Origin of the sequence: Azospirillum baldaniorum (assembly GCF_003119195.2) — a bacterium.
Classification (GTDB): domain Bacteria; phylum Pseudomonadota; class Alphaproteobacteria; order Azospirillales; family Azospirillaceae; genus Azospirillum; species Azospirillum baldaniorum.
In genome coordinates, this window is the sequence record NZ_CP022260.1 from 493,470 (window position 1) to 511,977 (window position 18,508).

An 18,508-nucleotide genomic window follows, 5' to 3' on the forward strand; every position below is an offset into this window, starting at 1 on the left:
GGCGGGGTGGCGCTGCACCCGGACCTGCACGACGCGCCACGGGTGTGGGCGGTGATCGAGCATCGGGTCGCGCTGTTCCCGGCGGATTTCGCCGCAGAATTCGCCGCAGAATTTGCTGCGGAGTTCGCCACCGGCCCCGCATCGGCCGACTGAGGGAACGGTTACTTCCGCGGCACGCCGGTCCTGGGTGGCGCGTCGGGGCGCGGCACGAAGAAGTCGGACAGTTCAACGGGGAAGCTGTCGAGGATCTTCTTCAGCGACGCGATGAACGGACAAGTCTTTCCCTTCTCGATCAACGAAACCAAGGTGTTGCTGATGCCCGCCCGGCGCGCCAGGGCGCGCTGCGACATTCCGTGCGCTTCGCGCAGATTCTGCAGCTTTCTTCCGATGTCGAGCATGCTGGATACACCCGGCTGGCGATGGGAGAGGAAGGCTGAGTGGCAAAGGTGGACGGCCCGACCTCCCTCTTCCCAAAATGGCGCGATGGTCAGGCGATGTAGCCGAAATCGGCGTCCACGATGTTGCGGACCGGGAAGCGTTCGGACACCAATCCGGCGGCAGCCATCCAGTCGATCTGGTCCTGCACGCTGTCGAGGATCAGCTTGCCGTCGGCGCGGATGAAGGGCAGCGTCTCGGCGATCCGCTCCACCGGCTGGCGCGAGTGGCGGGCCAGCACGTCCAACAGCGGGCGGGTGGCGGCGTCGATGGGGGCGGTGCCGTTCACCCGCGCGGCCAGCAGGGTTTCCGCATATGTCTCGCAGCCGCGCCGATAGACCTGCAGGATGCGCGCCGCCAGGGCGCGGTCGGCGGCCACCCGCTGGGACACGAAGACTCCGCACATCTGCCAGGGCGTCTCGTCCCCCACCCAGCCGAGCAGACGGGCGGCTCCTGACCGCACCAGATCGGGCAGGATGGTGGTCGGCAGCAGCGCCGCGTCCACCCGCCCGCCGGTCAGGGCGGAGGTCATGTTGGACAGGCTCTGCAAGGGCTGGAGCCGGACCGTGCCGAGGTCGAAGCCGTATTTGCGCGCCAGCAGATGCAGGGAGTAGTGGTAGCTGGACCCGACCTGGGTGATCGCCACCGACCGGCCCGGAAAGTCGCGCAGGCTGGTCAGCCCGGACTCGAAGGCAGATCGTCCGGCCAGATAGCCGACCAGCGGGTAGCCCGGCGCCTCCGGGCTGCCGCCGGCGACCACAGTCAGCACCCGTTTGCCCGCCAGATTGAACAGCCCGCCGGTAAAGGCGCAGCAGCCGATGTCGATGTCACCCCCCGCCGCGGCGACCGCGATGGGCTGGGCAGCGTCGAAGAAGACCAGCTCCGGTTCGAACCCGGCCTCCGCGAAATAGCCGAGGTCGTGCGCCAGGAACAGCGGGGCGGAGGAGATAGGGCGCAGCGTCCCGATGCGCAGCCGTCGCGGCGCTTCGCCCGTGGCGGCGGCGAGGGGAGTGGCGAGGGTGGTGATGGCGGCTGCCGCGCCGAGGAAAAGACGACGAGAAACCATGGCCGGAACTCCGTTGGATAAGCCGTCGGACGGACACTCGATGTTTGCATTGCAAATAGTGAATTCGGGTATTAGTCATCGGCCACACCGAAGCCACCGCCGCCGGGGAGAGAGCATGCCGAAGGCCGCCGCCAGGGAGCCGAAAGAGGGCGAGGCGCAGGAGGAGGGCGCCAAGGACCGGCAGTTCGTCACGGCGCTCGCCCGCGGGCTGGAGATCCTGCGCTGCTTCTCGCTGAACCGGCGGGAGCTGACGACGGTGGAGATCGCCGCCATGACCGGCCTGCCGCAGCCCAGCGTCTGGCGGCTCAGCCACACGCTGATCGAATGCGGCTATCTGCTGTCCGATCCCGCCAGCCGGAAGCTGTCCGTCGGTCCGGCGGTCCTGTCGCTCGGCTTCGCGGCGCTCGGCAATCTGGGCTTCGCCGATGCGGTGAACCCCTATCTGCGCCGCATCGCCGAGCGGTTCGGCGGGGCGGCCTCCCTCGGCCAGCGCGAGCGGGACGGCGTGCTGCTGCTGCTGCGCTGGCAGGCGGAAACCATGCTGACGCTGAACCTGTCGGCGGGCTCCACGGTGTCGCTGTCGCGCTCCGCCATCGGCTGGGCGCACCTCGCCGCCCTGACGGAGAAGGAGCGGGCGAAGCTGCTGGCCGAGCTGAAGGTGGCGGAGCAGGAGGGCGGCCCCCGGCTGCTGGAGGACATCGCCCGCGCCATGGCCGATTACGCCCGCGACGGCTTCGTGGTGAATTGCGGGAAATCGCAGGCGCTCATCAACGGCGTGTCGGTGCCGCTGCGCGTGCCGGGCCGCCGGACGGTGTATCTGCTCGGCTGCGCGGGGGCGGCGACCGACTTCACCGAGGCGAGGATACGGGCGGAGGTCGGGCCGACGCTGCGCGACATGGCCGCCGAGCTGTCGGTGCTGATCGGCGACATCACCGCCGCGTCCGGTCCCACGTCCGGAGACCTGGCCGGCGCCCGGCGTCCGGCGGAGCGTCGCAAATAGGCGGTTCGGTCCCCTCACGGCCGATCCTCCTCCGCCTTGCCGCCCAGCGCGCGACGCAGCCCGACCAGCCGCTCCAGGGCGATCACCAGAGCCAGCGTGCCCAGCACCAGCAGGGCCGCCACCGCCGCCACCAGCGGATCGCTGCTGCTCTCCACATGGCGGTACAGCGCGACCGGCAGGGTGGTCAGCCGCGGCCCGGCGATGAACAGCGAGACGACCACCTCGTCGAAGGACACCAGGAAGACCAGGATGGCGGCGGCGGCGAGGCCGGGCGCCGCCAGCGGCAGGGTGATGCGCAGCGCCACCGACGCCGGGCGGGCGCCCAGGCTGGCCGCGGCCTCCTCCACGCCGGGGGGAAGCCCGCGCAGCGCCGTCTCCAGCACCCGCAGCGCGTAGGGCAGGGTGATCAGCAGATGGGGCACGGCCATGCCCGGCCAGCTTCCCACCAGCCCCAACCGGACGAACAGGACCAGCAGCGCCAGCCCGAGCACGATGGAGGGCAGCAGAAGCGGCAGGGTCAGCAGGACGGCCAGCGCCGTCAGCCGCCCGCGCGCCAGGGCCAGCGCCGCGGGAAAGGCGATCAGCAGGGCCAGCGCGGTCACCGCCGCCGCCAGCAGCAGGCTGTTGATGAGCGCCGCGGCCATGGCGCCGTCCGCCAGCAGGGCTACGTACCAGCGCAGGCTCCATCCCGATGGCGGCCAGGACAAGTCGGCGTCCGCCGACAGCGACATGGGAAAGACCAGCAGGACCGGCGCCAGCAGGAAGGCCGCCAGCGCCGCCACCAGCAGCCCGTGCAGGGCCCGCAGGACCGCGCCGGTCATCGTGCCCGTCATCGCGCCGCCTCCTCGATCCGCTGGGCGACGGCGCCATAAGCCGCGACCAGCGCGCCGAACAGCAGCAGGGTCAGCAGCGACAGCACCGCCGCCACCGGCCAGTCGAGGGTCACCGCCGCCTGGTCCTGGATTTCGGTGGCGACCAGCGGCACCCGCCCGCCGCCCAGCAGCTTCGGCGTCACGAAGCTGCCGACCGTCAGCACGAAGGTCAGCAGCGCGCCGAGCAGCGCCCCCGGCGCGCTCAGCGGCAGCACGACGTGCCGGAACACCGCGAGGGGTGGCGCGCCCAGGCTGGCGGCGGCCTCCTCGTACTCCGGCAGGACGCGCCCGAAACCGGCGAGAAGCGACAGGATCATGTAGGGCATGAGAATCTCGACCAGCCCGATCACCACCCCGGTCGTGTTGAAGACCAGCGGCGGCGGCTCGATCCCAAGCGGGCGCAGCAGGCCGGGCAGGAATCCCCGGTCGCCCAGGATCAGGATCCAGCCGTAGGTGCGCACCACCGCGGACAGCAGCAGCGGCGCCACGCAGACCACCACCAGCCGGTTGCGCCAGGGCGGCGGGCTTCGATGGATGAACAGGGCCAGCGGGTAGGAGGCGAGCAGGCACAGCGCCGCCACCCCGGCCGCCAACCCCGCCGTGCGCAGCGCCACCGCGGCGTACCAGCCGTCGCCCAGCACCTTGCCCCAGCTCGCCAGGGTCCAGCCGTCGCCGACCATGCCCCCGGCGGCTCCCTCGCGGAAGGCGTAGCCGGCGAGAGTCAGCATCGGCCACAGGAAGGCCAGCAGGTTGACGGTCAGCGCCGGCAGGACCAGCCCGGCCAGGGACAGGGGGCGGGGGGCGGTCATGGTGGAGCGTCCGCCGGGCGGGTCGCGGCAAAGACCGCCATGTCGGCGGGGTCCCAGGACAGAGCCACGGTTTCCCCCGGCGTCAGGGCCGGCCCCGGCGCCGGAGGTGCGGCCTCCACCGGCCAATCCACCGTGACGGGCGCGCCGCCGGCCTCCAGCGACAGGGCGATGCGGTCGCCGAGGAAGGCCGTGCCGCGCAGCACCGCCGGAAGGCCGCCCGCGCCTCCGGCCGCTCCGACACGGATGCGGTGCGGGCGGACGAACAGATCGACCGGTCCGGCGGGGCCGTCCGCCAGCGCCGGCAGCAGGGTTCCGCCGACGCGCAGCGCGCCGCCGGCCAGCCGCTCCGCCGGGATGCGGTTGGTCCGCCCGACGAAGCCGGCGACGAAGCCGCTGGCCGGACGGTCATGGACCTCCCGCGGGGTGCCGACCTGCTCCAGCCGGCCGTCGCGCAGCACGGCGATGCGGTCGCAGACGGCCAGCGCCTCCCCCTGGTCGTGGGTGACGAACAGGGCGGTGATGCCGAGCCGCCGCTGGAGCGTCCGGATCTCGGCCAGAAGCTCCGCCCGCAGCCCGGCGTCCAGGTTGGACAGCGGCTCGTCCAGCAGGAGCAGGTTCGGCCGGATCGCCAGGGCGCGGGCCAGCGCCACGCGCTGCTGCTGGCCGCCGGACAGCGCGCGCGGCTTGCGCCCGCCGAGATGGGACAGCCGCACCATCGCCAGCGCCTCCGCCGTGCGGGCGTGCCGCTCCGCCGCCGGCAGGCCGCGCATGCGCAGGCCGAAGGCCACGTTGTCGGCCGCCGTCATGTGCGGGAACAGCGCGTAGTTCTGGAAGACCAGCCCGATGCCCCGGGCGTGGGCGGGCAGGGCCGTGATGTCCCGTCCGCCGACCAGCACCCGCCCACCGCTGGCCGGTGTCAGCCCGGCGATCAGGCGCAGCGCCGTCGTCTTGCCGCAGCCGGACGGGCCGACGAGGCCGAGCAGCTCGCCTCCCGCCACCTCCAGCGACAGCGCCGCCAGCGCGGGCGGGGCGGTGCCGTAGCGCTTCGCCAGCCGGTCCAGGGCCAAGGGAACGAGGGTTTGGGGCGCGCTCATCCGCGGGCGATCACGCCGCGGCGCCACGCCTCGTGGATGCGCTCGCGCAGGGGTGCCACTTCAAGCCAGTCGACGGGCAGCCAATCAGCGGTCTGCCCGGGGCGCACGACGCGGTCGCGCGTCGCCTCGGCCACCTCCGCCCGGCGGTTCATCGGCGACAGGAACAGCCGGTCGGCGACCGCCCCCTGCGCCTGCGCCCCCAGCGCGTAGTCGATGAACAGCCGCGCCGCCTCGCGCTGCGGCGCGCCCTGGACGAGGTTGATGCTGTGCTTGATCGTCACCGAGCCCTCCGCCGGCACCAGCGAGGCGATGCGGCCCGGCGACTGGCGGGCGTAGAGCTGGGCGCGCCCGTTCCAGCCGAGCCCCAGCGCCGCGGTGCCGTTGACGATGAAGGCGTAGGCATCGGGCTTCGGGTCGAAGGACAGCACGTTGGGGGCGAGGTCGCCGACCAGCGCGATCCCCTTGTCGACGCCCAGCCGGTAGTCGTCCTGCCCGGCCAGCCGGTTGGCGATCAGCACCAGCGCCACGCCGGTCAGGTCCGGCACGCCGGCGAAGGCGACGCGGCGCCGGTTTTCCTCCCGCCACAGGTCGCGCCAGGAGGTCGGGGCGGGGCTCACCCGATCCGGCGCGTAGAGCAGCACCAGATGGTCGGCGCTGGCCGCCGGGCCGGCGACTCCCGGCAGGAAGGCGCCGGGGTCGAGGTCGGCCAACGACGGCAGGGAATCGCGGGGGATCGGTTCGAACAACCCCTCCGCGGTCGCCGCCTTCGCCGAGATCATGTCGAGCAGCACCACGTCGGTCTGCGGCGCGTTGCGCTGGGCGCGCAGGGTGCCCAGCGTCTCCGCCGAGTTGCGCAGCCCGACATACTCCACGGCGATTCCGGGATGGGCGGCCTTGAAGGGCTCGACCACCGCGGCGCGGTAGTTCTCCTGGAACACGCCGCTGAAGGAGGCCAGCGTGACGGTCCGCTCCTGCGCGGTGGCGGAGCGGACGAAGGGGGCGGCCAGCGCCAGCCCGGCGAGCCCGCGCGTCACCGCGCGGCGCGTGATGGTCATGATCGGAACCCTCCGGTGGACGTGGATTCGGAAAAGCCGTAGTCGGCCAGGGCGGCGCTGGGGGTGATCCGGCCGTCGGCGAGGTCGCGGGCGATGCGCTCCGGCCGGCGCCGTTCCGGCGGGCCGTAGCCGCCGGCGCCCGGAGTCTCGATGCGCAGCGAGCGCCCGGCGGCCAGCGGGTGGTTGACGATCTTCGGCGGGGCCGCCGTCTCCTCCGGCCGGCCATGGTCCAGCACGACCCGGCTCAGCCCGCCGGGTTGGCCGCCCGCCAGCCCCGCCGGGCCGCGGCGGGCGCCGTCGAGCCGGGCGTGGCAGACCACCCGGTCGTCCAGCGAGCGGATCTGCCGGGCGATGCCCATGCCGCCGCGGAACTCCCCGGCGCCGCCGCTGTCGGGGACCAGAGCGTATTCCTCGACCAGCAGGGGATATTCGCGCTCCAGCGCCTCCGCCGGCAGGTTGGAGGTGTTGGTGACATGGACGTGGGTGCCGTCGGTGCCGTCGGCGTCGGGCTGTGCGCCTGCCCCGCCGCCCACCGTCTCGATGTAGACGAAGCGGCGGCCGCCGCGCCGGGCCGGGCCGGAGAAGACGATGGTGGACATCACGTCGTTGCCCGAGGCCACCCGCCGCTCCGGCGGCAGGAAACGGCAGAAGGCGCCGACGACGGCCCCGGCCACCCGCTGCGCCGTGTTGGCCCGCGACCCGACGGCGGCGGGGAAGCGCGGGTTGGTGATGGTCCCCTCGGGCGCGGTGATTTCAATCGCCTCGACCATGCCCTGGTTGGGCATCAGCTCGGGGTCGAGCATCGCCTTGACGGCGTAGTAGACGCTGGCCTCCAGCGCGTTGCGCGGCATGTTGAAGCTGCCGCGCGCCTCGGGTCCTGAGCCGGTGAAATCCACCGTCAGCCGCTCCCCCCGGATGGTCACGGTGGCCCGCACCGGCACCGGATCGCCGCCGTAACCGTCGTCGTCCAGCCAAGTGGTGAAGCTGCCCTGGTTGTCGCCGGTCTCGGCGATGCGGCGGCGCAGCCGGCGTGCGGTGTAGGCCAGCAGATCGTCGATCGCCCGCTCCACCGCCGTCACCCCCATCCGCTCGGCAAGCTCGGCCATCAGCGCCGCCCCGCGGTCGTTGGTGGCGATCTGGACCTTGAGGTCGAGCAGCCGCTCCTCGAAGTCGCGGGTGTTGTGGGCGATCATCTCCAGCAGGTCGGTGTCGATCTCGCCGGCGCGGCGGATGCGCAGGATCGGCAGGCGGATGCCCTCCTCGAACACGCTGCGCGCGGTGTGGGAGGTCGATCCCGGCACGCTGCCGCCGACGTCGGAATGGTGGCCGCAGTTGGCGGCGAGGAAGCGCACCCGGCCCTCGACGAAGACCGGCGTCACGATGCCGATGTCCGGCGCGTGGGTGCCGCCGGCCAGATAGGCGTCGTTGCCGATGAAGGCGTCGCCCGGCCGCATCGCCTCCAGCGGGTAGCGCGCCAGCACCGCCCGCACGCCGCCGGCCAGCGAGCCGAGATGCAGCGGGACGTGCGACGCCTGGGCGATCAGCCGCCCGGCGGCGTCGAACATGGCCACCGAGCAGTCCTTGCGCTCCTTGATGTTGGTGGAGAAGGAGGAGCGGATCAGCGTGTGCCCCATCTCCTCGACGATGGACAGCAGCCGGTTGGAGAAGACCTCCATGGCTATGGGGTCGGGGGCTATGGGGTCCGGGGAGATGTGGGCGGGGGAGGCTGAATCGGGCATGGCGGTCCGGTGTCAGGCGGCGGCGGGAACGGCGATGACGAGGATGCCCAGCGGATCGACCCGCAGGCTCTGGCCCGGCAGGACCAGGGTGGTGGCGCTCATCTCCTCCACGACGCAGGGGCCGGCCAGGGAGAGGCCGGCGGGCAGACTGGCGCGGTCGTAGACCGGCGTGTCGACCCAGCCCGCCGACGGGCCGGCGTAGACCGGGCGCCGGGCGCGCGGGGTGGGAACGGCGGTGCCGGAGGGAGGTGGCGACAGGGCGCTCTTCTCCACCCGCCCGACCGCCTGGAGGCGCAGGTTCACCGCCTCCACCGCCCGCCCGGCCACGTCGTAGCCGTGGGTGCGCCGGTGGACGGCGCGGAAGCGCTCCGCGAAGCCTTCCGGCCCGAGCGAGTCCAGATCGTCGGCGGGCACCGGGATCTCGAAGTTCTGCCCCTCGTAGCGGGCCTCGATGCTGCGATGGAAGGCGCGGTCGGCGGGCGCGATCCCCTCGCGGGCGAGCCAGCCGGACGCCTCCTCCCGCAGCTCCGCGAACAGCGCGCCAAGGGTGGGCCAGGAGTCGGCGTCGATCCGCTCCATGGCGCTGCGCACAAAATCCATGCCGATGTTCGACAGCAGGATGCCGCGGGCGCACAGCGTGCCCGGCTCCGGCGGGACCAGCACGGTGCGGATGCCGCAGTCGGCGGCCAGCTCCGCCGCGTGCAGCGGACCGGCGCCGCCATAGGCGAACAGGGCGAAGCGGCGGGCGTCGTGCCCGCGCTCGGTGGAGATGGAGCGGATGGCCCGCCCCATGGCGGCGTTGGCGATGCGCAGGATGCCGTGCGCCGCCGCCTCCAGCGTCAGGCCCAGCGGCTCGGCGACGCGGCGGATGGCGGCGCGGGCGGCCTCGGCGTCCACCGCCAGCCGTCCGCCGAGCAGAGCGGCGGGGTCGAGCCGCCCCAGGCAGATGTTGGCGTCGGTGATGGTCGGCTCCGTCCCGCCGCGGCCGTAGGCGGCGGGACCGGGAGCGGCCCCGGCGCTGTCCGGGCCGACCTTCAGCGCGCCGGCCGCGTCGATGCGCGCGATGCTGCCGCCGCCGGCTCCGATGACGTGGATGTCCACCATCGGCGTCTTCACCGGATAGCCGGCGACCAGCCGTTCGGAGGTGAACAGGGGCCGCCCGCCGTCGATCAGAGAGACGTCGGTGGAGGTGCCGCCGACGTCGAAGGTGACGAGATCGGGGAAGCCGGCCAGCCGTCCGATCTCCGCGCTGCCGATCACTCCGGCGGCGGGGCCGGACAGGCAGGTGCGCACCGGACGCTCGCGCACCGCGGCGGGAGACATCAGCCCGCCGTTGGAATGGACGGTCTGCGGCTCCGCCGCGATGCCGAGCCGCCGCGCCGATGCGAGGAAGCGGTCGAGATAGCCGCCCATGCGCGGCCCCACCGCGGCGTTCAGCACGGTGGTGGACAGCCGCTCGTACTCGCGGAATTCCGGAAGCACGTCGGACGACAGGCTGACATAGACGCCGGGCAGCGCCCGCTCCAGGATCGCCCGCGCCCGCCGCTCGTGGCTGGGGAAGCGGTAGCTGTGCAGGAAGCAGACGGCCACCGCCTCCACCCCCGCCGCGGCGAAACGGCGGGCGGCCTTCTCCACCCCCGCCTCGTCCAGCGGGACGATCACTGTACCGTCGGCGCCGACCCGCTCCGCCACCTCGATGCGGTCGGCGCGCGGCACCAGCGGCGGCGGGCGGGTGACCCGGTGGTCGTAGAGGTGCGGGCGGGTCTGCCGCCCGATCTCCAGCGCGTCGCGGAAGCCGCGGGTGGTCAGCAGACCGGTGCGGGCGCCCTTGCGCTCGATGATCAGGTTGGTGGCGACCGTCGTGCCGTGGCCGAGCCGGACGACCCCCGCCGCATCGGCCCCGTGCAGGGCGAGCAGCCGTGACAGCCCCTCCTCGATGGCGAGCGAGGGATCGTGGGGGGTCGAGGGCAGCTTGAAGCTGTGGACGCGGCGCGTCGCCCGGTTCTGGAGCACGAAGTCGGTGAAGGTTCCGCCAACGTCGAAACCGATGTCGAAGCTGATGTCGAAACCGGTCCGGCTGTGGGTTGGGGCGGTCTCGTCAGGTCGGGAGGAGCGCATTTTCGAATTTGCACAGCGAATTTGATATCTGCGTTATAGCGTGGGCGCCAAAAAAATATCTGTCAAGTAGGGAATTGCGTTCGAAATCACAAAATCCGTTGACACGATCAAGGCGCAGATTCAAGAATTCGAAATCATTATTCACTCAGCGAATAGAAAGGTGGCCCGGCATGCCTCAGGAGCGCGGGACCGGTCAGGCGGTCGGGGTGGAGACGGACAAGAGGCGGCTCGCCGAACTGACGGCGGAGGAGGCGCGGGCGGTCTTCGCGCGCCGGCCGGTCGTGCTGCTGCCGCTGGGCAGCCACGAGGATCAGGGACCGCACGCCCCCATGGGCGACCATCTGGCCGCCGGCGCCATTGCCGACCGCGTGGCGGCGCGGGCGACGGCGCGCGGGGTGGAGACCTATGTGGCGCCGACGCTGCCGTTCGGCGGCGGCAACTTCTTCGCCACCACGGTGGGCGGCATCGCCCTGTCCCAGACGACGATGCGGGCCGTGCTGGAGGACATCTTCGCCAGCCTCGTGGACCAGGGGATCGACCGGCTGATCGTCCTGAACGGCCATGGCGGCAACGTGGAGCCGGTCAACGACGTGACCCGGACCCTCTACCGCCGCCGCAAGGTGCTCGTGCCCAGCCTGTATCTCTGGCGCATCGGCTACGCCCTGCTGCCGGAGATCCTGGGTCCGGAGACGGCCAAGCGCGCCAGCGGCCACGGGGCGGACCCGCTGACCAGCGTCTACTGGCATCTCTTCCCGGATCTCGTCCGGCCGGACCTCGTGCCCGAGCCGATCGCTCCCGGCCGGGTTCTCGATCTGCCGATGGCCGGTTTCGGCACCGTGTCCTTCGAGGGGGCGGAGGTGTCGGTTCCCGTCGCGGTGGACGAGATCTCGCCCAACGCCGTGCTGCACGGCGACGCCCGGCTGAGTTCGCCGGAGACCGGGGCCGCTCTGGTGGACCGGCTGGTGGAGCGGGTGACCCGCTTCACGGTGCATTTCGCCGGGCGGGCGCCCTGAAAGCCGGACGGCGGATCGATATCGCAGGCGGGGCGATCCGCACCGTTGCCGCGTCGGTGCGGCGGGTCTATTCCCGCGGGTGCGGGGGAACCTCTGCCCGGTAAACTGCTGACTTCGTTCACATTTTCAAAGAACCAGTCGTCAGCTTGGCCGCAACGGGCGTCGGACGAGGAGGAACGCATCATGCGTGACGATGTCCCCAGCCCTGCGCCGGGCGGTGGCCGAGGCGAACCGCCGCTTCTGGAACATCGACGCCGATTGGGCCACCGAGGTGCTGGTCACCGCCGGCGCGACCGAAGCGCTAGCCGACTGCTTCTTCGGTCTGCTGGAGCCGCCCCATCTCCAGGCCGCGGTCGCTTTCGGGCTTGGAATGGAGGACTCCTACTTCCATGGCCTGCAGGCGACCTTCCAGCACAATCGCGACCAACTCGCCGACGGGCTGCGTAAGTTCGGCTTCAGCGCGCTCGATTGCGGCGCCACCTATTTCCTGTGCGTGGAGATCGGCGGACTCGACCGCGATGGCGACGGCTTCGCCTTCTGCCGCCGTCTGGTTGCCGAATCCGGTGTTGCCGCCGCGCCGGTCAGCAGCGTCTACGCGGAGCGCGACATGACCTCGCTGATCCGCCTGTGCTCCGCCAAGCGGCTGCCGTTGCTGCATGAAGCGCTGGAGCGGCTCGCCGATTGGCGGAACCGCGAAAGAAGGACCGGACGGCTTTTAAACAAATTATATAAGTGATATAAAAATACAAAACACTATCTTTACAGTAGGAAAGAAGGATGATTATGCTCTGTTCGTGAGGTGATTACGGATCACCGCGAACGATCCGAATGAGGAGACATCAGGCATGCCGTTCCGTCCGTTGCACGACCGCGTCGTCGTCCGCCGTGTGGCGCAGGAGGAGAAGTCGAAGGGGGGGATTATCATTCCCGACACCGCCAAGGAGAAACCGCAGGAGGCCGAGGTGATCGCCGTCGGTCCTGGCGCGCGCGACGACCAGGGCCGTGTCCATCCGCTCGACGTGAAGGTTGGCGACCGCGTGGTCTTCGGCAAATGGTCGGGCACCGAGATCAAGGTGCAGGGCGAGGATCTGCTGGTCATCAAGGAAGCCGACATCGTCGGCGTGCTCGAGCCCGCCTGACGACGGGCCGTCCGACCGATTCCGCCCGAACCCATCCCAAAAAGACTTCGACAATAGGGACATCACCATGGCCGCCAAGGACGTCAAGTTTTCCGCCGAGGCCCGCGACCGCATCCTGCGCGGCGTCGACACCCTCGCCAACGCCGTGAAGGTGACGCTGGGTCCCAAGGGCCGCAACGTCGTCATCGAGAAGTCGTTCGGCGCGCCCCGCATCACCAAGGACGGCGTCTCGGTCGCCAAGGAGATCGAACTGGCCGACCGGTTCGAGAATCTCGGCGCCCAACTGGTGCGCGAGGTCGCGTCGAAGACCGCCGATCTGGCCGGTGACGGCACCACCACCGCCACCGTGCTCGCCCAGGCCATCGTCCGCGAAGGCGCCAAGGCCGTCGCCGCCGGGCTGAACCCGCTGGACCTCAAGCGCGGCATCGACCGGGCGGTGGCCGCGGTGATCGCCGACATCAAGGCGCGGGCCAAGACCATCTCCACCAACGACGAGGTGGCGCAGGTCGGCACCATCTCCGCCAACGGCGAGCGCGCCATCGGCGCGATCATCGCCGAGGCGGTGGCCAAGGTCGGCAACGACGGCGTCATCACCGTGGAGGAGGCCAAGAGCCTCGAAACCGAACTGAACGTGGTCGAAGGGCTGCAGTTCGACCGCGGCTATCTCTCGCCCTACTTCGTCACCAACGCCGAAAAGCTGGTGGCCGATCTCGACAACCCCTTCATCCTGATCCACGACAAGAAGCTGTCCAGCCTGCAGCCCCTGCTGCCGGTTCTGGAGGCCGTCGTCCAGTCGTCGCGCCCGCTGCTGATCATCGCGGAGGATGTCGAGGGCGAGGCGCTGGCGACCCTGGTGGTCAACAAACTGCGCGGCGGCCTGAAGATCGCGGCGGTCAAGGCGCCGGGCTTCGGCGACCGCCGCAAGGCGATCCTGGAGGACATTGCCATCCTCACCAATGGCCAGGTGATCAGCGAGGATCTCGGCATCAAGCTGGAGAGCGTCTCGCTGGCCGATCTCGGCACCGCCAAGCGGGTGGTGATCGCCAAGGACGAGACGACGGTCATCGACGGCGCCGGCGGCCGCGAGGCGATCGACGCCCGCATCGTGCAGATTCGCGCCCAGATCGACGAGACCACGTCCGACTACGACCGCGAGAAGCTGCAGGAACGTCTTGCCAAGCTGTCGGGCGGCGTCGCGGTGATCCGTGTCGGCGGCTCGACCGAGGTCGAGGTGAAGGAGCGCAAGGACCGCGTCGACGATGCCGTCCACGCCACCCGCGCCGCCATCGCCGAGGGCATCGTTCCCGGCGGCGGCGTGACCCTGCTCTACGCCGGCCGGGCCATCGACGCGCTGGTGCCGGTCAACGACGACGAGCGTGTCGGCATCGACATCGTCCGCCGCGCCTTGCAGGCCCCGGTGCGCCAGATCGCCGAGAACGCCGGCGCCGACGGGTCGGTCATCGTCGGCAAGCTGCTGGAGGGCAACGACACCGCCTTCGGCTACGACGCGCAGACCGGCGCCTTCACCGACCTCCTGAAGGCCGGCATCATCGACCCGGCCAAGGTCGTTCGCATCGCCTTGCAGGACGCGGCATCGGTCGCCGGCCTGCTGATCACCACCGAGGCGCTGATCGTCGAGCGTCCGGAACCGAAGTCTCCGGCGGCACCCGCCGGGGCCGGCGGCGGTTACGATTTCTGATCGGAACCGTCAGGGGGCCGGTGGGCGCGGCGGCCGATGTCCCGGGGACCGATGTCCTTTCGGCGCCCGCCCCGCCGGTGCCCGTACTCCCGTGCCTGAAACCGCCGCCCGCCCGCGGGTCCACGCCCCGCCGGCGGGCGGCGGTTCTTTTTCCGGCGCGCCCCGTCATACGGTTGGAAAACGATCACTTCCATCATTTTTCAACCGTGAAACCCGTCAGATCAACGCGCTAGCGTTGATTGAGAGGGTGATGCCAACGGCGCCTTCAAGCGCCGTTGGCATCAGATCGTGTATTCGGGTTCGGGCAGGCTCATATCCATCTCCACCGCCGGGGCCTGACCGGAGGTCAACCAGCCGACGACGCGGGCGGGAACGCCGGCCACTGTCGCACCGGGCGGCACCGGCTTCAGAACGACGCTGCCGGCGCCGACCTTGGCGTGGCGACCCACCTCGATGTTGCCCAGCACCTTGGCCCCGGCGGCCAGGAGCACGCCGTCGCGCACCTTGGGATGGCGGTCGCCATGCTCCTTGCCGGTGCCGCCCAGCGTGACGCCCTGGAGGATCGACACGTCGTCGCCGACCACGGCGGTCTCGCCGATCACCACCCCCGTCCCGTGGTCGATCAGCACGCCGCGCCCGATGGAAACGGCCGGATGGATGTCCACCGCGAACACCTCCGACACCCGGCTTTGCAGGAAATGGGCGAGGTCGCGGCGCCCCTGCGCCCACAGCCAGTGGGCGACGCGGTGCCATTGCAGGGCATGGAAGCCCTTGAAGTAGAGGAAGGGCGTCAGCAGGCCGTCCGCGGCCGGATCGCGGGTCACGATGGCCGTCAGGTCGGCGACCGCCGCCGCGACGATGCCGGGATCGCCGGCATGGGCCTGCTCGGTGATGTCGGCCAGACGCTCGGCGGGGATGTACCAGTCGCCCAGCTTGCGCGCCAGATGCCCGCCGAGCGCGGAGGCGAAGCCATCGTGCGACAGCACCACGATGTGGATGAAGCCGCGCAGCAGCGGATCGCCGTCCGCCACGGCTTCCGCCTCGGTGCGCAGGCGCGCCCACAGGGCCGCCCGCTCCCGGTCGGAGTCCGTCTCGAATCCAGCGTGGTTGGCGGGGGCCTGGGCGAAGCGGGCGGGGGTGACGATGCGGCCCATGGGGCGTTTCCTTCCGGTCAGTGGCCGCGCCGGACCAGCGTGTGGCGGATGCGGTGCAGGGCGGCGGTCAGCGCGTCGAGGTCCTCGCAGGTGTTGTAGAAGGCCAGCGACGGACGCACCGTGCTCTCCACCCCGAAGCGCCGCAGGATTGGCTGCGCGCAATGATGGCCGGAGCGCACCGCGATGCCCTCCCGGTCCAACGCCCGGCCCACCTCCTCCGTCCGGCAGCCGTCGAGAACGAAGGAGAGGACGCCGGCCTTCTCGCGCGCCGTGCCGATCAGCCGCAGGCCGGGAACGGTCGACAGGCCGGCGGTGGCGTACTCCAGAAGGGAATGCTCGTAGGCGGCGATGACCGGCATGCCGATGCGGTCGAGATAGTCGATGGCGGCACCCAGCCCCACCGCGTCGGCGATGTTGCCGGTTCCGGCCTCGAACCGCATGGGGGCGGGCTGGTAGACGGTCTTCTCGAAGGTCACGTCGGCGATCATGTTGCCGCCGCCCTGCCAGGGCTGCATGCCCTCCAGCACCTCCCGCCGACCGTAGAGCAGGCCGATGCCGGTCGGGCCAAACATCTTGTGGCCGGACAGCACGAAGAAGTCGCAGCCCAGGGCCTGCATGTTCACCGGCATGTGCGACACCGCCTGCGCGCCGTCCACCAGCGTGACCGCCCCGGCGGAGCGCGCCATCGCCACCATCTCCGCCGCCGGGGTCACCGTGCCGAGCGCGTTGGACACCAGCGTCAGCGACACCAGACGGGTGCGCGGGTTCAGCAGCCGGGCGTATTCGTCCAGCCGGATCTGACCGTCCTCGTCCACAGGAACCACCCGCAGCCGCGCCCCGGTCTCGGCGCAGAGCTGCTGCCACGGCACGATGTTGGCGTGATGCTCCAGCCAGGTGACGACGATCTCGTCGCCCTCGCGGATGTGCTGGCGGCCCCACGCCTTGGCGACGAGGTTGATCGCCTCGGTCGCGCCGCGGACGAAGACGATCTCGTCCGTGTCGGCGGCCCCGACGAAGCGGCGGGCCTTCTCGCGCGCCTCCTCATAGGCGTCGGTGGCGCGGGCGGCCAGCGCGTGGGCGGCGCGGTGGATGTTGGAGTTCTCCTCCGCGTAGAAGCGGGCGAGCCGGTCGATCACCGCCTGCGGCTTCTGCGTGGTGGCGGCGTTGTCCAGCCAGATCAGCGGCTTGCCGTGCACCGTCTGGTTCAGGATCGGGAAGTCGCGGCGCGCGGCGCGCGGGTCGAAGGCCGGGCTGGCGGGCTGCGGCAGATCCGGCACCTGCTCGGCGCGCAACTGCACCGACAGAGCGCCGACATCCACCAGAAGGCCGGGGGCCGGGGGAACGGCGGAAGGCGCGGTGGCAGTGGGGGCGGCGGCAGTGGGCGCTGCGGCGGAAGGCGCTGCGGCGCCGTGACCGGTCGCCGCGTTGCGCCCGTTGTCGAGGAAATAGGGCGCGCCGGAAGGCAGGGGCGGAGCGCCTGCGACCGGGGCGGAGGGAACCGTGGCCGCACCCGGCAGCGGCGGGACCAGCGACAGGGCGCCGCCCAGCGAATGCAGGATCGACCCCAGCCCGCCGTCACCGATCGCCGATGGCACGGCGGGCGCCGCGGGCCGCAGCGAAGGGGCGGGGGAGGCGGACGGGTTGGGCGCCGGACCCGGCTGCGGCGCCGCGGGCAGCGGTCCCGGCGCCTGCGCCGCCGACAGCCCGGACGGCGGGGCCACTGCGGGCGCCGGGCCGGAGGGAAGCGCCTGGAAGAACTGGTTGGCGAGACGCCCGATCAGAGCAATGTCCGGCAATCCCGCTTCCGGCCCGCCGAACCCCGCCGCCGGTGGCGGCAGGGTCAGGGTGGCGGCGTCAGGCGTAGTCATAGTAGTTGCCGACATGGACATCCTCCAGCACGCCGATGGCATCCTCGGTCAGGATCGCGGCCGAGCAGTAGAGCGAGATCAGGTACGAGGCGATGGCCTTGCGGTTGATCCCCATGAAGCGGACCGACAGGCTGGGTGCCACCTCGCCGGGGACACCGGGCTGGAACAGGCCGATCACGCCCTGCTTCGCCTCGCCGGTGCGCAGCAGAAGAATGCTGGTGCGGCCTTCGGGCGTGACGTGCAGCTTGTCGCTGGGGATCAGCGGCAGGCCGCGCCAGGTCAGGAAGGGCGAGCCGTGCAGGGTGACCGTGGGCGGCGGAACGCCGCGGCGGGTGCATTCGCGCCCGAAGGCGGCGATGGCGCGCGGGTGGGCCAGGAAGAAGGCCGGCTCCTTCCACACCTTGGCGATCAGCTCGTCCAGGTCGTCGGGTGTGGGCTGGCCCTTGCGCGTCTTGATGCGCTGGCCCGGGGCGGCGTTGGTCAGCAGGCCGTATTCGGCGTTGTTGATCAGCTCGCTCTCCTGGCGCTCCTTCACCTTCTCGATCAGCAGGCGGAGCTGCTCCTGGATCTGGTCGATGGGATGGCTGTAGAGGTCGGAGACGCGGGTCTGCACGTCGAGAACGGTGGTGACCGCGTTCAGCGAATATTCCCGCGGGTTCTCGTCGTAGGGGACAAAGGTTTCCGGCAGGTCGGCGTCGTTGCGCGGGCTGCACTCCACCTCGGTCCGCACCTGACCCTGGGGATCGACGACCCGGTTCAGGCGGTAGATGCCGGCCTCCACCGGGGTCCAGGGCAGGAAGGACACCAGCCAGCGCGGCGTTATGCCCGACCACTGCGCCCGTGTCTTCGTGGCGTTGGCGAGCTGGCGGGCCGCCTGCTCGTTCAATGTTCGGCGCAGCTCGGTGTCTTCGGACATGAAATCGGCTCCTTTGGAAAGGCGGCGTGAGAAAGGCGATGGGACGAAAACGGCAGCCGGCGCCATGCGCCGACTCCGGGGAATCGGCGGCTTGCGGACGCGGGGATGAAAGATCGATGGGCGGGAGTGGAAACCCCGGCTCGGCGAAACGGCCTATGGGATGGCACCGCCTCGCCGAAGGTGGATATGACCATGAATGGCTTTCGCCGCAGCCTCAAGCATTGGTAGCGGCGCGGCTGTCGATTGGTCCGCTATAACAGACAAGCCTCCGTTCGATTGGGCGAAGACGCGACGAAAGGAGTTTCGACGGGTTGCGGAGCGGTCTGGATGGTAATTTCCTATTTTTTAAATAGATAATGCGAAGCGCCATCATCGTTTCCGACTGCAGGTCGTCCTATCATCTCCATGAGTCTTTCGGGCAATTGGTTGGAATCCTCATGCCATCTGCAGGATTTCCACGAGCGTCAACTCACTGACGGGGGCATTCGCCCCACGGTAAGCACGGATGGATCTTGTTGTACACACGGGCGA

Annotated in this window: 17 protein-coding genes; 6 read left to right on the forward strand and 11 right to left on the reverse strand. The window is 70.9% G+C overall.

From position 1 onward, the window contains the following. Positions 1-6 precede the first annotated feature (6 nt). Positions 7-153, forward strand: a complete 147-nt coding sequence (locus Sp245p_RS35220) for a hypothetical protein (protein ID WP_186466847.1) — start codon at positions 7-9, stop codon at positions 151-153. Positions 154-161: 8 nt separating this feature from the next. On the opposite strand, the gene Sp245p_RS28825 is transcribed toward Sp245p_RS35220, so the two are convergent. Next, the gene (locus tag Sp245p_RS28825; protein WP_014242399.1) at positions 162-398 is read right to left on the reverse strand and encodes a helix-turn-helix domain-containing protein; all 237 of its coding nucleotides are present in this window, start codon (positions 396-398) and stop codon (positions 162-164) included. Between the two features lie 89 nt (positions 399-487). After that, a complete protein-coding gene (locus tag Sp245p_RS28830; protein ID WP_014242400.1) occupies positions 488-1,501 on the reverse strand; it encodes an ABC transporter substrate-binding protein in 1,014 nt (337 codons plus the stop codon). A 115-nt stretch (positions 1,502-1,616) separates the two neighbouring features. On the opposite strand from Sp245p_RS28830, the gene Sp245p_RS28835 reads away from it, so the two are divergent. Then, complete coding sequence (locus Sp245p_RS28835; protein ID WP_014242401.1) at positions 1,617-2,501, forward strand: IclR family transcriptional regulator; 885 nt, start codon at positions 1,617-1,619, stop codon at positions 2,499-2,501. 14 nt (positions 2,502-2,515) lie between these two features. Here Sp245p_RS28835 and Sp245p_RS28840 read toward each other — a convergent pair whose 3' ends face one another. From Sp245p_RS28840 to Sp245p_RS28865, 6 genes are read right to left on the reverse strand one after another with little or no spacing between them, the layout of a single operon-like run. After that, complete coding sequence (locus Sp245p_RS28840; protein ID WP_041813625.1) at positions 2,516-3,322, reverse strand: ABC transporter permease; 807 nt, start codon at positions 3,320-3,322, stop codon at positions 2,516-2,518. A gap of 8 nt (positions 3,323-3,330) precedes the next feature. After that, a complete protein-coding gene (locus tag Sp245p_RS28845) occupies positions 3,331-4,182 on the reverse strand; it encodes an ABC transporter permease (RefSeq protein WP_014242403.1) in 852 nt (283 codons plus the stop codon). Continuing rightward, entirely contained in the window at positions 4,179-5,276 is a 1,098-nt protein-coding gene (locus Sp245p_RS28850) for an ABC transporter ATP-binding protein (RefSeq protein WP_014242404.1), read from the reverse strand. Before Sp245p_RS28850 ends, Sp245p_RS28845 begins: the two co-directional genes overlap by 4 nt. Next, the gene (locus tag Sp245p_RS28855) at positions 5,273-6,331 is read right to left on the reverse strand and encodes an ABC transporter substrate-binding protein (protein ID WP_109139132.1); all 1,059 of its coding nucleotides are present in this window, start codon (positions 6,329-6,331) and stop codon (positions 5,273-5,275) included. The genes Sp245p_RS28850 and Sp245p_RS28855 overlap by 4 nt, the downstream gene beginning before the upstream one ends. After that, on the reverse strand, positions 6,328-8,070 hold the full coding sequence (locus tag Sp245p_RS28860) for a hydantoinase B/oxoprolinase family protein (protein WP_109139133.1): 1,743 nt from the start codon (positions 8,068-8,070) through the stop codon (positions 6,328-6,330). The genes Sp245p_RS28855 and Sp245p_RS28860 overlap by 4 nt, the downstream gene beginning before the upstream one ends. Before the next feature lie 12 nt (positions 8,071-8,082). Then, complete coding sequence (locus Sp245p_RS28865) at positions 8,083-10,188, reverse strand: hydantoinase/oxoprolinase family protein (RefSeq protein WP_014242408.1); 2,106 nt, start codon at positions 10,186-10,188, stop codon at positions 8,083-8,085. 170 nt (positions 10,189-10,358) lie between these two features. On the opposite strand from Sp245p_RS28865, the gene Sp245p_RS28870 reads away from it, so the two are divergent. The 4 genes from Sp245p_RS28870 (at position 10,359) to groL (ending at position 14,039) form a co-directional block, all read left to right on the forward strand. After that, the gene (locus tag Sp245p_RS28870) at positions 10,359-11,201 is read left to right on the forward strand and encodes a creatininase family protein (protein WP_014242409.1); all 843 of its coding nucleotides are present in this window, start codon (positions 10,359-10,361) and stop codon (positions 11,199-11,201) included. 193 nt (positions 11,202-11,394) lie between these two features. Further along, the gene (locus Sp245p_RS28875) at positions 11,395-11,937 is read left to right on the forward strand and encodes an aminotransferase class I/II-fold pyridoxal phosphate-dependent enzyme (RefSeq protein ID WP_014242410.1); all 543 of its coding nucleotides are present in this window, start codon (positions 11,395-11,397) and stop codon (positions 11,935-11,937) included. A gap of 109 nt (positions 11,938-12,046) precedes the next feature. Beyond that, entirely contained in the window at positions 12,047-12,340 is a 294-nt protein-coding gene (locus Sp245p_RS28880) for a co-chaperone GroES (RefSeq protein ID WP_014242411.1), read from the forward strand. Between the two features lie 67 nt (positions 12,341-12,407). Beyond that, positions 12,408-14,039 (forward strand): chaperonin GroEL, encoded by a 1,632-nt coding sequence (gene groL, locus Sp245p_RS28885; protein WP_014242412.1) that lies wholly within the window; start codon positions 12,408-12,410, stop codon positions 14,037-14,039. A gap of 281 nt (positions 14,040-14,320) precedes the next feature. Here the strand turns inward: groL and cysE are convergent, their stop codons facing one another. From cysE to Sp245p_RS28900, 3 genes are read right to left on the reverse strand one after another with little or no spacing between them, the layout of a single operon-like run. Next, positions 14,321-15,193 (reverse strand): serine O-acetyltransferase, encoded by an 873-nt coding sequence (cysE, locus tag Sp245p_RS28890; RefSeq protein WP_109139134.1) that lies wholly within the window; start codon positions 15,191-15,193, stop codon positions 14,321-14,323. Positions 15,194-15,210: 17 nt separating this feature from the next. Continuing rightward, positions 15,211-17,061, reverse strand: coding sequence for a family 2A encapsulin nanocompartment cargo protein cysteine desulfurase (locus Sp245p_RS28895; protein ID WP_165360013.1), 1,851 nt, complete (start codon positions 17,059-17,061; stop codon positions 15,211-15,213). After that, a complete protein-coding gene (locus tag Sp245p_RS28900; protein ID WP_014242416.1) occupies positions 17,048-17,977 on the reverse strand; it encodes a family 2A encapsulin nanocompartment shell protein in 930 nt (309 codons plus the stop codon). The genes Sp245p_RS28895 and Sp245p_RS28900 overlap by 14 nt, the downstream gene beginning before the upstream one ends. Between the last annotated feature and the right edge of the window lie 531 nt (positions 17,978-18,508).

What these genes read in the sequence shown, in the direction of transcription:
- Sp245p_RS28875 (WP_014242410.1), top strand. Translation starts at nt 11,395, where the DNA reads ATGTCCCCAGCCCTGCGCCGGGCGGTGGCCGAGGCGAACCGCCGCTTC.
- Sp245p_RS28895 (WP_165360013.1), bottom strand. Translation starts at nt 17,061, where the DNA reads ATGACTACGCCTGACGCCGCCACCCTGACCCTGCCGCCACCGGCGGCG.
- Sp245p_RS28860 (WP_109139133.1), bottom strand. Translation starts at nt 8,070, where the DNA reads ATGCCCGATTCAGCCTCCCCCGCCCACATCTCCCCGGACCCCATAGCC.
- Sp245p_RS28845 (WP_014242403.1), bottom strand. Translation starts at nt 4,182, where the DNA reads ATGACCGCCCCCCGCCCCCTGTCCCTGGCCGGGCTGGTCCTGCCGGCG.
- Sp245p_RS28855 (WP_109139132.1), bottom strand. Translation starts at nt 6,331, where the DNA reads ATGACCATCACGCGCCGCGCGGTGACGCGCGGGCTCGCCGGGCTGGCG.
- Sp245p_RS28865 (WP_014242408.1), bottom strand. Translation starts at nt 10,188, where the DNA reads ATGCGCTCCTCCCGACCTGACGAGACCGCCCCAACCCACAGCCGGACC.
- Sp245p_RS28840 (WP_041813625.1), bottom strand. Translation starts at nt 3,322, where the DNA reads ATGACCGGCGCGGTCCTGCGGGCCCTGCACGGGCTGCTGGTGGCGGCG.
- Sp245p_RS28900 (WP_014242416.1), bottom strand. Translation starts at nt 17,977, where the DNA reads ATGTCCGAAGACACCGAGCTGCGCCGAACATTGAACGAGCAGGCGGCC.
- Sp245p_RS28825 (WP_014242399.1), bottom strand. Translation starts at nt 398, where the DNA reads ATGCTCGACATCGGAAGAAAGCTGCAGAATCTGCGCGAAGCGCACGGA.
- Sp245p_RS28835 (WP_014242401.1), top strand. Translation starts at nt 1,617, where the DNA reads ATGCCGAAGGCCGCCGCCAGGGAGCCGAAAGAGGGCGAGGCGCAGGAG.
- Sp245p_RS28850 (WP_014242404.1), bottom strand. Translation starts at nt 5,276, where the DNA reads ATGAGCGCGCCCCAAACCCTCGTTCCCTTGGCCCTGGACCGGCTGGCG.
- Sp245p_RS28880 (WP_014242411.1), top strand. Translation starts at nt 12,047, where the DNA reads ATGCCGTTCCGTCCGTTGCACGACCGCGTCGTCGTCCGCCGTGTGGCG.
- cysE (WP_109139134.1), bottom strand. Translation starts at nt 15,193, where the DNA reads ATGGGCCGCATCGTCACCCCCGCCCGCTTCGCCCAGGCCCCCGCCAAC.
- Sp245p_RS28830 (WP_014242400.1), bottom strand. Translation starts at nt 1,501, where the DNA reads ATGGTTTCTCGTCGTCTTTTCCTCGGCGCGGCAGCCGCCATCACCACC.
- Sp245p_RS28870 (WP_014242409.1), top strand. Translation starts at nt 10,359, where the DNA reads ATGCCTCAGGAGCGCGGGACCGGTCAGGCGGTCGGGGTGGAGACGGAC.
- groL (WP_014242412.1), top strand. Translation starts at nt 12,408, where the DNA reads ATGGCCGCCAAGGACGTCAAGTTTTCCGCCGAGGCCCGCGACCGCATC.